The following is a 12625-nucleotide window of genomic DNA, read 5'->3' on the forward strand; positions in this document are numbered from 1 at the left end:
TTCGTGGGGGATATTAGCGGTACCTCAGAGCTGCTAGCGCTTCGTCGTACCTCCCGCGACCCGCTCTGCCAGCCGGACGATCGCCGCGTTGACCTCCTTTGGAGCCTCCAACGGGAGCATATGGCCCGCATTGGCCACCTCGACCAGCTCCGCGCCCGGCCACGCATCGATGATCTTTCCGGCCTGCTCGCGCGCGGTGACGTCGTCGTTGTCCCCGACGAGGACGACCCCTGGCACACCGGAAAGATACGGGACAGCGTCGTACTCATCGTGCCCGCGCAGGTCATCGAGGAAGCCCAGGTAGGTATCCAGCGGTGTTTCGTTGATCATGTAGGCATGCAGGTCGATGACCCGGCGGTTCGTGGGGCGGGAGAACACCGCGATCGCGAGGGCAGGAGCGATCAGGCCAGCGATTTTGTCGCGCAGCCTGCGCACCCGCTTCGGCGAGGCCTTCAGCAGCCCGGCCAGCAAGCTGACGATGCGCAGGTTCAGCAACTCCGGCACGCCGTTTGCAGCGAAGCGGTCGATGGCCGTGGATACCAACACGAGCCCCGCGATGCGGTGGCGTACATCCTCCGGGGCACGACGCAGCGCGGCGAACGCGATCTGTCCACCGAGGGAGTGGCCCGCGAGGATCAGCTTCCCGGCCGGTGCGCGCTCGGCGACGACTGCGAGGACATCCTCCGCAGCCGTGTCCGTCGAACACAATGAGGGCGGCACCGCGCCGGTTTTGCCGTGGCCGCGCAGATCGAGGGTGAGCAGGCGCACGCCCGGCAGCTTTTTACGCAGCCCGCGGAACTGGCGGTACCAGGAGTCCGCGCCGAGGGTGAAGCCGTGGATGAACACGATCGTCAGCGGTGCGGCGTCGCCCGTCTCTGCGGCCCAGTCGCGGTTGGGACCGACCTCATACCAGTGCAAGGGGATGTCCGTGCCGTGGTCGGCGACGGTGAGGACGCCGGTGGCATCGAGGTCGCGGATCCCCGGCCTGACCTGCCGTGGTGTGCTGGACTCCGGGAAGAGGCGGGCTTTCTTCTCCTCGACCCGGGAGCGGACCTCCGTGGCTAGGCTGCTCACGGAGTTGCGCGCGATGCGGGCGAGGTTTTTGGCGTGCTTCATGGGCCTTTGAACCTTATGGTGAGCGGATTGACCGCTTCAAGAATAGCGTGTGAGATTTCTCTACTTTTCAGCAAGCGCGATGAGCGAGCTTGCCGATAGTGGCGCGAAGAGACAGTTGTTAAGACCAAGAACCCCTCGGGTCTTGCTGGTAAATGCGTCGCACTTTACTTCCTCGGAGAAACCAGCCGGGTATGTTTTCGTCGATTGCGGCGAGCACGGTGATCATGTCGTTCAAGCGTCGATTGACCCGGACATCCAAAAGGTTTTCGTGATGTGCCACACGGTTCCTGAGATCAGTGACCCGTCGGTAGTTATCCCCTAAGCTGATGCCATCCTGGGGAATGGAATGTCCGTCTTGTTGAGGAGCAAGTCTTAAACGCGGAAATGCGACTGTGTACGCGTTGGACCATAGCGATGCAGCCGCTTCCTGTTTCTTTGGGCTCATCTGATGACGGGGGAATGCTCCGAGCAAGGCAGCCCAGTTTCCCAGTGTCAATTGGGCGACGACATCGTCGTGAATGGGTTTCGCATTTTTCCGTGGATGCCGAGGAGGCCGGTTTCGAGCCGCCTTAGCGGTATTTTTCGGGCATCAACTGGAGAGCCTCTTAACTGGTCATGGGGCAGTGTATTCTCAGTGATGAGCGTAGGACTTGCTCCTCGCAAATACCCCGCAGCGCCTGCTGATTTTTCAGCAGGCGCTGTTGTCATCTGCAGAACCCATCACCTTTCGTTAGTCGTGCGGGTGGCCAGGGTGCGGGCCAGATTCTCGGCCTTGGATTCGAGGTTTCTGGCTGTGCCAGCGATTGCGGTGTGGAGTGGTTCCGGGCGTTGGGTATCGCCCGCAGTAGTCCGCGGGCGATGGTGGTAGCGGCCTCGCCCGTGCTGAGCGCTCCCTTGAAGGAGTCCGGCATGACGGCAAACTTCATGGCTTCGAGTGAAAATCCTTCACCAGACGTGGGATGGAAAGCACGAAGCCGAAGCCCCGAAGGGCCTCGGCTTGGGGGAGCTTCGGTGGTGAGGAGGATATTTGTGGGGTTGATGCTATCGGACGGCGGATTGCTTCGTTATGGGGGCTATATTTTCGCCATTTTGAGCCGGGAAGTAGACCAGGCGGTCTAAGTAAATGCGCAGGTAGTGGTCTTTTTCTCGGGCGTGCTTTTGCGCTTCTATTGCATGTGTCACAATTCCCGCCTAGTATGTGCCCTAATCCTAGACCGAGCGGTCTGTCTGGCTTTCTCTTCCTTCGAGGGGAGGCCGGGCTCACCACACGGCAGAACAAACGACGACAAGCACGACGACAAGAACCCACCGAGGAGCCGCAGTGCCGGAGCGCAATTCCCAGGCAGGCATCACTCAACAGTCTCAGCCCCTGTTGAGCCTCAACACCCACAACGAGAACTGGCGTGACCCCGAGATCAGCCCCGCCCAGGCAGATGGGCGGCCTGCCCAGGCCACAACCACCCCGATCCCCGACGATCGCCGCCACTACCACGAGGAGCTGGTCGCCACCTGGAAGGATGAGCTGGAAAACGCCAGCGCCGCAGAGATCCTCTCCTGGGCAGCCGAGAAGCTCGACGGGCCCGTGGCTATCACCCTCAGCATGCAGGACACGATCCTCGCCGAGCTGACCCAGCAGGCCTTCGATGGCCAGCAGGCAGATGCTGAGCTCGTCTTCCTCGACACCGGGTACCACTTCCCGGAAACCCTCGACACCGCCGCCGCCGTCGAGGATCGTTACAACCTTCCGCTGCGCCGCATCACCCCAACCCTGAGCCGCGCGGAGCAGGACGACGTGTACGGGCCGAACCTGTACCAGCGCAACCCCACGGCTTGTTGCCGAATGCGCAAGGTCGAGCCACTGGCGAGGATGCTCGACCCCTTCGAGGCCTGGGTCTCCGGCGTCCGCCGCGTCGACTCCCCGCTGCGTGCCAACACCCCGGTCATCGAGGTGGACCGCACCGGCCGGTTGAAGCTCAACCCGATCGCGGCATGGACCGACGACGACGTCCAGCGCTTCATCGAAGACAACGACCTCATCATCAACCCACTGACTAAGCAGGGCTACCCGTCCATCGGCTGCGCGACCTGCACCCTGCCCGTCGCCGAGGGGGAGGACCCCCGCTCCGGACGCTGGGCAGGAACCAACAAAACAGAATGCGGACTACACCTATGAGCACCACGACGATCACCCCAGAACAGACCAACGCAGAAGAGACCAACGCACAACAGAACACCGAGCTCTCCAGCCCGCACCTCGCGGAACTGGAGGCCGAATCCCTCCACATCCTCCGGGAGGTCGCCGGCCAGTTCGACCGACCGGCACTGCTTTTCTCCGGCGGCAAGGACTCCGTCGTCGTCCTGGAACTAGCCAAGCGGGCCTTCCACCCAGCGCCGGTTCCCTTCGAGCTGCTGCACGTGGACACCGGCCACAACTTCCCGGAGGTTCTCGAGTTCCGCGACCGCATCGCTGCCGATCCGCGCATCAACCTGCACGTCGCGCACGTCCAGGACTGGATCGATAGCGGCGCGCTGCAGGAGCGCCCGGACGGTTCCCGCAACCCGCTGCAGACCGTCCCGCTCGTCGAGACCATCCAGCAGCGCGGTTACGACGCCGTCCTCGGCGGCGCTCGCCGTGACGAGGAGAAGGCGCGTGCTAAGGAGCGCGTGTTCTCCATCCGCGATGGCTTCGGTGGCTGGAACCCCCGCCGTCAGCGCCCCGAGCTGTGGGGTCTGTACAACGGCAAGCTGCAGGCTGGCGAGAACATGCGCGTCTTCCCGATCTCCAACTGGACCGAGGCCGACGTGTGGCACTACATCCGCGACCGCAAGCTCGAGCTGCCACCGATCTATTACTCCCACCAGCGGGAGGTCTTCAACCGTGGCGGAATGTGGCTCTCCGCTGGCGAGTGGGGTGGGCCCCGCGAAGGTGAGGAGACGGTCACCAAGACGGTCCGCTACCGCACCGTGGGCGACATGTCCTGCACCGGCGCGGTGCTTTCCGACGCCACCACCCCGCAAGAGGTGATCGAGGAAATCCTCACCTCCACCACCACCGAGCGCGGCGCGACCCGCGCCGACGACAAGCTCTCTGAATCCGCCATGGAAGACCGCAAGAAGGAAGGCTACTTCTGATGACCGCCCCGACCACCCTCACCGAATCCACCACGACCACCGGGGCCGAAAAGGCGAGCGCAACCACGGCGACGTCCTACGAGGAAGCTCCGACCCTGCGCCTGTGCACCGCCGGCTCCGTCGACGACGGCAAGTCCACCTTCGTGGGCCGCTTGCTGCACGACACCAAGTCCATCCTGGCCGACCAGCTGGAGTCCGTGGAGCGTGTCTCCGCCGCCCGTGGCCTGCAGAACCCCGACCTCTCGCTGCTGGTCGACGGCCTGCGCGCCGAGCGCGAACAGGGCATCACCATCGACGTGGCCTACCGCTACTTCGCCTCCGACCGCCGCAGCTTCATCCTCGCGGACACCCCGGGCCACGTTCAGTACACCCGCAATACCGTCACCGGCATGTCCACCTCCGACCTGGTGGTTATCCTCGTCGACGTCCGCAACGGCGTGATCGAGCAGACCCGCCGCCACCTCACCGTCGCCGCCCTGCTGGACATCCCGCAGGTCGTCGTCGCCGTGAACAAGATCGACGCGGTCGACTACTCCCAGGAGGCCTTCGAAACCACCGCGGGCCAGGTGCGCGAGCTCGTCGACGAGCTGCGCGGCGCCTTCGGCGAGGAGAAGCTGCCGGTCGTGGACATCGTCCCGATCAGCGCGCTGGTGGGCGATAACGTCGTCTCCAAGTCCGAGAACACCCCGTGGTACGAGGGCGAATCCGTGCTGACCATCCTCGAGGACGCCCGTCCCGCCGCCGTGGCCACCGAGGAGTTCCGCTTCCCGGTGCAGTTCGTCATTCGGGACCACGCCACCGACTACCGGGGCTACGCCGGCCGCATCACCTCCGGCGAGGTCGCGGTCGGGGACACGGTTCATGCTGGTTTCCGCAGCTCCCGCGTCGCTGGCATCGATACCCCGGACGGCCCACAGCAGCGCGCCACCGCCGGGCAGTCCGTCACCCTCCGCCTGGAGGATGAGCTGGACATCTCCCGCGGCTCCATCCTTTCCGACGAGACCCTGCCCGAGCCGGTTACCCAGTTCTCTGCGCTGGCCTTCCACCTGGCGGACGCGCCGGTGCGCGTCGGTTCTAACCTGTTGCTGCGCTACGGTCCGGCAGAGGTCCGCGCCCGCGTGCTGGGCATCGACGAGCAGCTGAGCATCGCCGATGGTGCGGCTGCGGAGGCAGGGGAGGCCGGGGAGCCGGCCACCGCCCTGGAGCAGAATGACGTCGCCCGTATCCGCGTGGCGGTGGCCGACCCGCTGCCAGTGGAGGCCTATGTCCGGGGTGGCCAGACGGGCTCCTTCCTCCTGATCAACCCCTCGACCGGGGATACATTGACCGCGGGCTTGGTGAGCAGCTGATGTTTGCCGAGTCTTTCGCCCAGCCTGAGCCGGTGATCGTGCTGGCTCATGGCTCGCGACGCCGCGGTGCCGAGGAGGTCGTGCACGCGATTGCCCGCGAGGTCGGTGCGCGTGCAGCTTTCCTGGACTTCTCCGAGTTCACCTTGGATGCCGTGGTCGGCGAGCTGCGAGCCGCTGGTCATCGTCGGGCTGTTGTCATGCCCTTGCTGTTCACCAGCGCCTTCCACCTGCGCAAGGACGTCCCCGCGGCCATCGCGGAGGCGGAGCGGAACCACGGGGTGGCCCTGCGCGCCACCGAGCCGATTGGCTTGGGCGCTGATGTGGCTGAGCTCCTCGTGGGGCAGTGGCGAAAGGCTCACGGCCACCGCGCGGTGGCCACTTCGGTGGGAGACGCGGTGGTGTACGCCGTCGGATCCTCTGTGCCGGGTGCCAACGAGGCGGTCGAGGATTTGGCCGCCGAGGTCGGCCGCTTGCTGGGGGTTCCCGCCCGGGCGATCTTCGCCACCGGCGGGGGAATTAGCGTGGCCCAGCACCGCGAAGAGCTGGACCAGCGCGCTGGGGTGCAGGCCGCACCCACCGCGGTGCTGCCGCTGTTCTTCGCCCCGGGCCTGCTGCTGGATAAGGGGGTCGATGTGCCGGGTGCGATCGCTGCGGGCCCACTCGGCACCGCGATCGCCCCGCTGGTGACCGCACGGGTGGCGTCCCTGACCGGCGTGGTGCCCGCTGATGCCGCGGCGAGACACTGGACTGCGGAGAGGGTGCCGGCATGAGGAAGATCCTGCTTTTCGCCATCGCTGGTCTGGCTGCACAGCTCGTCGATGGTGCCCTGGGCATGGCCTTCGGAGTCACCGCCACGACCGTGCTGCTGATCACCGGTATCGGCCCCGCCGCGGCCAGCGCTGCCGTCCACCTCGCCGAGGTGGGCACGACCGCCTGCTCCGGTGCGGCCCACTGGAAGCTCGGCAATGTGCACTGGCCTGCCGTCTTTGCCCTTGGCGTGCCGGGCGCGATCGGCGCCTTCCTGGGCGCGACGGTGCTCTCCAAGATCTCCACCGCGGCCGCGGAACCCGTGGTGACGAGCTTCCTGCTGCTGCTCGGATTGTGGCTGCTTTTCCGCTCGCTCTTCCTCTCCAGCGCCACGCAGGCGTCGAAGACGAAGGAGGAAAAGCAGCGGGATACCGCGCGCCGGGCGCCCCGCTCTCGCATCGGCCTGGGGGTTCTTGGCATCACCAGCGGCTTCCTGGACGCCAGCGGTGGCGGCGGATGGGGGCCCATGACCACCTCCACGTTGCTGACGGTGGCAAAGACACAGCCACGGAAGGTGATCGGCACGGTTAATGCCGCCGAGTTCCTGGTTTCTATTGCGGCATCCGCGGGCTTCGTTTTCGGGCTGGGCCCGCAATTCCTGGCGCTGTGGCAACCGGTAGCCGGTCTGCTGGTCGGTGGTGTCATCGCCGCCCCGATCGCGGCCTGGGCTGTGAGTCGCGCGAACCCGACTGTGCTCGGTGGACTGGTGGGGCTCTTGCTCGTGCTGCTGAATTCCTCCCGCCTGGTCGCCGGGGGAACGGTGAGCCTGCGTGTGGTGGAGATCGGCCTGGCCGTCCTCGCCGTCCTCGTGCTCTGGGGACTGTGGCGAGGCAAGGCCGGAGCTCGTGCTAAGTCGGCTGCTAAAGACTTCGCCGAGACGGAAGCCGAGGGCGCCGGTGTGACGCCGACTGCCCAGGTGGACGCAGATGACACCGCTGCGATGCCGGAAGGCACGCAGGGCGTGCAGCCGGGTGCGGATCGTCGCGCCGACCAGCGTTATAGCCGGGTGCACGCAGGGGAACGGCGCTAGCGCACTCTGGGGGGCTGCCGTTTTCGAGCCTCTGAAGGTTCAATCATGGGAGATAGATAGGGGTAGGAAAGGGGTGTAGACGGTCGCGATACGAACGTGCGTTGTGATGCACGTTACGTTATTCTCTCTTCTAGAAAGTGAAGCCGATCACAGTAATAGTGGCGGGGTGCGAGCCCACCACTGACAAAAGAGAACTGTGGTCGGCTAACCGCTACGAAGCCCTGGAGGATGAACTAGGTGACCGTCCAAGCAGTCGTAAGCCCCCTGGCTAGCGCAGCAGCGCAGCGCCCCAAGATCATCGAGGCAGCTAACGCCGGTGGCGGCAACAGCGCCGACCTTTTTGAACACATCCGTCCGTCCCACCCGGACTTCCCCCAGGCCCTGGAATTCGGCAGCACCACCAGCGCCGACGTTCTCGTCGGTACGGGGTCCGTCTCCTTTGATGCCCGCCTTGCCGGCGCGCTGGGTGCCTCCCACATCCTCGTCGCAGGTTCCGACGCCGACCGCATCTCCGTGCAGCAGTCGCTCGGCCAGCTCGTCCGCATCGGTCGTGTCCCGGCGGGCATCGCCATGCTGGAGGGGCCAGCCAGCACCTCCTCCGCGCTGGAGTGCGAGGGCGAGGCCATCAGCTACGTCGAGCTGGGCAGCGTCCACAAGTCCGAGACCCGCGAGCCGATCGTCGGCCCGGAGCTCTTCGAGCGCAACCTCATCATCCAGGCCCGTGAGAAGAACGCGCACATCGTCCTGCCGGAGGGCGACGACGACCGCATCCTGCAGGCAGCCCACCAGCTGCTGGAGCAGAACGTCTGCCGCCTGACCATTCTGGGCGACCCGAGCGCGATCGCGCACCGTGCCCGCGAGCTGCAGCTGGACCTCTCCGGTGCGACGCTGACGGACCCGAATAGCGGTACCCAGCTCGAGGAATTCGCCCAGGACTTCGCGGAGCTGCGCAAGGCCAAGGGTGTGACCCTCGACGAGGCGCGGGAGACCATGAAGGACATCTCCTACTACGCCACGATGATGGTTCACAAGGGCCTGGCCGACGGGCTGGTCTCCGGCGCGGCGCACACCACCGCGCACACCATCCGCCCGAGCTTCCAGATCATCAAGACCGCCCCGGGTGCGTCCGTGGTCAGCTCCATCTTTCTCATGGTCATGGACGGCTACCTGTGGGCCTTCGGTGACTGCGCGGTTAACCCGAACCCGACCTCCGAGCAGCTCGCCGAGATCGCTGCGGTGTCCGCGAAAACGGCCGCCCAGTTCGGCATCGACCCGAAGGTCGCGATGCTGTCCTACTCCACCGGAACCTCCGGTGCGGGCGAGGACGTCGAGGCCGTCGCCGCCGCCGTCGAGAAGGCGAAGGCAGACAACCCGGACCTGCAGCTGGACGGACCACTGCAGTTCGACGCGGCTGCCGTCTCTTCCGTCGGTAAGAAGAAGATGCCGGAATCGGACGTGGCGGGCAAGGCCAACGTCTTCATCTTCCCCGATCTGAACAGCGGAAACATCACCTACAAGGCGGTGCAGCGCACGGCGAACGCGTTGGCGGTCGGCCCGATTCTGCAGGGCCTGAACAAGCCAGTCAACGACCTGTCCCGTGGCGCGACCGTCCCGGACATCGTCAACACCGTGGCGATCACCGCGATCCAGGCCGGCTAAGCACCCGACTATAAAACCACCACTCACCCCTCACCACTGCCCCCCGAAAGGACAATCACCATGGCACCCTCCGAGCACGATCCAGCAGCAGGCGAGATCGAATTCGTCCTGGTTCTGAACTCCGGTTCCTCTTCCATCAAGTTCCAGGTCTTGGACCCGAGCGCGGACGCGCACGAAGAGCCGTTCATCACCGGTATCGTCGAGAAGATCGGTGAGCCGAAGGGGCACATCAAGATCGCCACGGCCACCACGAAGATGGAGGACTCCCGCCCGATCCTGTCCCACTCGGTGGGCCTGGAGCGTGCATTCGGCATGATGTCCCTGCTGGGCTGCGGCCCGCAGGACCTGAACCTCATCGCGGTGGGTCACCGTGTCGTGCACGGTGGTGCCACCTTCTCCGAGCCCGTTCTCATCGACGACCAGGTGGTCTCCGAGATCGAGAAGCTCGTCCCGCTCGCACCGCTGCACAACCCAGCCCACCTCGACGGCATTAAGAACGCCCGCGCACTGCTGGGCCACGTGCCGCACGTCGCGGTCTTCGATACCGCGTTCTTCTCCACCCTGCCGGAGTGTGCCTCCCACTACGGTCTCAACAAGCAGGTCGCAGACGAGTACAACATCCGCCGCTACGGCTTCCACGGCACCAGCCACGAGTTCGTCTCCCGCGCGATCCCGAAGATCATGGGCCGCGAGCCGGAGAAGGTCAACCAGATCACCCTGCACCTGGGCAACGGTGCTTCTGCGGCGGCCATCCGCGGCGGCAAGGCGATCGATACCTCGATGGGGTTGACACCGCTGGCTGGTCTGGTCATGGGCACCCGTACCGGTGACATCGACCCGAGTGTGATCTTCCACCTCGCCCGTTCTGGCGGCATGAAGGTCGACGAGATCGACAACCTGTTCAACCGGAACTCCGGTCTGAAGGGCATCGCGGGGGTCAATGACTTCCGCGAGATCAAGGATCTGATGGATCAGGGCGATCACGACGCCCGCCTGGCCTACGAGGTCTACATCCACCAGCTGCGTCGCTTCATCGGCTCTTACATGCTGATCCTGGGCCACACGGACGCGATCACCTTCACCGCTGGTGTCGGTGAGAACGCTGCGTTCGTGCGTAAGGATGCGATGGCTGATCTGGAGGGCTTCGGCATCAAGATCGACGAGGACCGCAACCTCAACAAGGAGGGCGTGGAGGGTCCGCGTGTGATCTCCACGGATGACTCGACGATTAAGGTCTTCGTGGTTCCGACGAACGAGGAGCTGGCTATCGCGCGGTACGCGATGGAGCTGGCCGAGCAGTAGGCCTCGCCGAGCAGTGAGGGGGTAGCTGGTGGCTTGCGGGCCACCAGCTTTTTCCTTTGTTTTGCACTTCCGTGATGCGCTTTCCCTCAGCCGCGTTTTGCCCGCTCTCATATGCGTTTTGCAGAGTTGGATGTCGCTTTTTGGGCGTTTTCCGACCTTAAACTCTGCAAAACGGGAGAAGGAGGGTGCTCGGAACGTGACGCTGCATCGCACTCTGCAAAACGGGAGGGGCGAGGGGTGCGGGAGCGGAAACGGGGGAGGGGAGGGTGCTCGGGGCGGAAACGGGGGAGGGGAGGTCGCGCGGGAGCGGAAAGGGGAGGGGGAGGGAAGCGCCGAGGAAGTTGTGGGGCTTTAGCTATCGAGGCCGACCCAGGTGGTGGCCCCGCTGCGCAGCTTTTGCTCCTTCCAGATCGGCACCCGCGCCTTAACCTGGTCGGCCAGCTCCGCGGTGGCGGCGAAGGCCGGGCCTCGGTGCGCGGCGGCGACGATCACGAGGAACGCCAGGTCACCGATCTCCAGCGGTCCGGTGCGGTGAGCCACCCAGGCGCGGACGTCGGGGTGGGTGGCCACGACCTCTTCCACCACTTCCCGCAGCACGTGCGCCGCGCTGGGGTGGCAGCTATAGGTCAGGGTGTCGACGAGCTCGCCACCATCGTGGTCGCGCACCACACCCTCGAAGGTGCTGACTGCGCCCATCGCTGGGGTGGCGGTGACGTCCTTCGCCGAGCTGAGCAGCGATTCCAGCGGCTCCTCGGTGATCCGAGTGTGGACGACGACGCCCGTCTGTTCCGCGACGTGCGGCGGATCGGGGACGGCTGGTCCGTGGCAGCAGCCGCTCCCGTGCAGCGTGTGGTTCTGCTCGGCAGCGCTTGACTCAGGAACGTGCGTGGGTGCAGGTGGTGAAGCTTCTGCCATCGGGGCTTGTGCAGCCTTGGCCTCGTGGTCGCCGCCACCCGCGAGCTGGTCCAGCAGGTGCTCGAGCACGCCATCCAGGACTTCCAGGCCATCGCGGACCCCGCCGCGGGACCCGGGCAGCGTCATGACGAAAGCACGCTCGGTGTTACCACGCTCTGCACCATGACACCGATCTGCGCCCTGACCCTGCCCGTCGGCACCACGCTCAGCCGCACCAACCTGCGCAGCGGAGCCCGCGCTCTGTGCCGCGCTCCCTTCGCCACGGGCGGGGCGGTCGACGACCCCAGCGACGCAGCGGGAGAGCACCGCCGTCGGCACCTTGGCAGCGCCAACGCGGAAGAATTCAGCGGCGATGCCGGGCAGCGGGCGGGTGAGGAAGCGTTCCACCGCATCCACGGTGACGTCGCTGGGGGAGACCCCGGTGCCACCGGAGGTGAGCACCACGTCGGGCAACGCGTCGAACGCCGGGATCGCGGCTCCAGCACCAGTAACACCAGCGCCGCCGGCCCTGGTGAAGAGCTGCTCCACGACCGCGGGGACGTCCGCGTCGGCGACGATCAGTGCATCCGGGGTCTCGATTCCGCGCTCCCGCAGCCACTCCACGGCCAGCACGCCGGAGCGGTCCTCGTACTCGCCCGCGGCCGCCCGCGTGGACGCGACGATCACCAGGCCCGTGCGCCCCGCATTCCTCGCGCGCAGGTCCTGCGGCGCCGAGCTTGGCGCAGCTGCCGTCCGCGACACCTCCGTGTTAGTCATTGACGCTCCAATCCCCGGACTTCCCGCCGGCCTTCGCCAGCACCCGCAGGCCCGTGATTTCGGCGTGCTTATCCACGGCCTTGAGCATGTCGTACACCGTCAGTGCCGCGCTGCTCACCGCCGTGAGCGCCTCCATCTCCACGCCGGTGACACCGCGGGTCTTCACCGTCGCGATAATCCGCACCGCAGGGGAGGGCTCGGTGACCTTCTCGAAGTCGATGGTGATCTTGCCCAGGGGAAGCGGGTGGCACAGCGGAATGATCTCCGGGGTCTTCTTCGCGCCCATGATCCCGGCGACACGCGCCACCGGCAGCGCATCCCCCTTCGGGAGGCCGGCCTGGTCGCCGTCCCCATCCTGGAAGATCATGGCGAGGACGTCCTCCCGGGTCCGCAGGAAGCCCTCCGCCGTCGCGGTGCGGGTGGTCTCGGACTTGCCGGTGACGTCCACCATGTGGGCGGAGCCATCACCGCGCACATGCGTCAGCTGCGGCTGCGGGTCGGACATATTCTCCACGCTCCTTGGGGCCAAGAACTAGCTTTCGCTACACAGCTTAACTTT

The 12625-nt window shown here is 65.8% G+C and carries 10 protein-coding genes; 7 read left to right on the plus strand and 3 right to left on the minus strand.

What is annotated here, in order from left to right:
• Positions 1-33: 33 nt before the first annotated feature.
• Positions 34-1116, minus strand: a complete 1083-nt coding sequence (locus QP140_RS03805) for an alpha/beta fold hydrolase (protein WP_284758266.1) — start codon at positions 1114-1116, stop codon at positions 34-36.
• A 1321-nt stretch (positions 1117-2437) separates the two neighbouring features.
• On the opposite strand from QP140_RS03805, the gene QP140_RS03810 reads away from it, so the two are divergent.
• From QP140_RS03810 to QP140_RS03840, 7 genes are all read left to right on the plus strand, one after another.
• Positions 2438-3289, plus strand: coding sequence for a phosphoadenylyl-sulfate reductase (locus QP140_RS03810; protein ID WP_284758267.1), 852 nt, complete (start codon positions 2438-2440; stop codon positions 3287-3289).
• Positions 3286-4248 carry a sulfate adenylyltransferase subunit CysD gene (gene cysD, locus QP140_RS03815; RefSeq protein WP_284758268.1) on the plus strand — a complete coding sequence of 321 codons (963 nt, stop codon included), beginning with the start codon at positions 3286-3288 and terminating at the stop codon, positions 4246-4248. Before QP140_RS03810 ends, cysD begins: the two co-directional genes overlap by 4 nt.
• Positions 4248-5597, plus strand: coding sequence for a sulfate adenylyltransferase subunit 1 (locus tag QP140_RS03820; protein WP_284758269.1), 1350 nt, complete (start codon positions 4248-4250; stop codon positions 5595-5597). The genes cysD and QP140_RS03820 overlap by 1 nt, the downstream gene beginning before the upstream one ends.
• A complete protein-coding gene (locus QP140_RS03825) occupies positions 5597-6367 on the plus strand; it encodes a sirohydrochlorin chelatase (protein WP_284758271.1) in 771 nt (256 codons plus the stop codon). Before QP140_RS03820 ends, QP140_RS03825 begins: the two co-directional genes overlap by 1 nt.
• Entirely contained in the window at positions 6364-7434 is a 1071-nt protein-coding gene (locus QP140_RS03830; protein WP_284758272.1) for a sulfite exporter TauE/SafE family protein, read from the plus strand. Before QP140_RS03825 ends, QP140_RS03830 begins: the two co-directional genes overlap by 4 nt.
• Before the next feature lie 297 nt (positions 7435-7731).
• Positions 7732-9093 carry a phosphate acetyltransferase gene (gene pta, locus QP140_RS03835; RefSeq protein WP_442874996.1) on the plus strand — a complete coding sequence of 454 codons (1362 nt, stop codon included), beginning with the start codon at positions 7732-7734 and terminating at the stop codon, positions 9091-9093.
• A gap of 60 nt (positions 9094-9153) precedes the next feature.
• Positions 9154-10395, plus strand: a complete 1242-nt coding sequence (locus QP140_RS03840) for an acetate kinase (protein ID WP_284758276.1) — start codon at positions 9154-9156, stop codon at positions 10393-10395.
• 351 nt (positions 10396-10746) lie between these two features.
• On the opposite strand, the gene QP140_RS10370 is transcribed toward QP140_RS03840, so the two are convergent.
• Positions 10747-12066: a molybdenum cofactor biosynthesis protein MoaE gene (locus QP140_RS10370; RefSeq protein WP_336620621.1), complete on the minus strand. Its 1320-nt coding sequence runs from the start codon at positions 12064-12066 to the stop codon at positions 10747-10749.
• Positions 12059-12571 carry a cyclic pyranopterin monophosphate synthase MoaC gene (moaC, locus tag QP140_RS03855; protein ID WP_284758277.1) on the minus strand — a complete coding sequence of 171 codons (513 nt, stop codon included), beginning with the start codon at positions 12569-12571 and terminating at the stop codon, positions 12059-12061. Before moaC ends, QP140_RS10370 begins: the two co-directional genes overlap by 8 nt.
• Positions 12572-12625 lie beyond the last annotated feature (54 nt).

The organism is Corynebacterium sp. UMB9976 (genome assembly GCF_030212265.1).
GTDB lineage: Bacteria > Actinomycetota > Actinomycetes > Mycobacteriales > Mycobacteriaceae > Corynebacterium.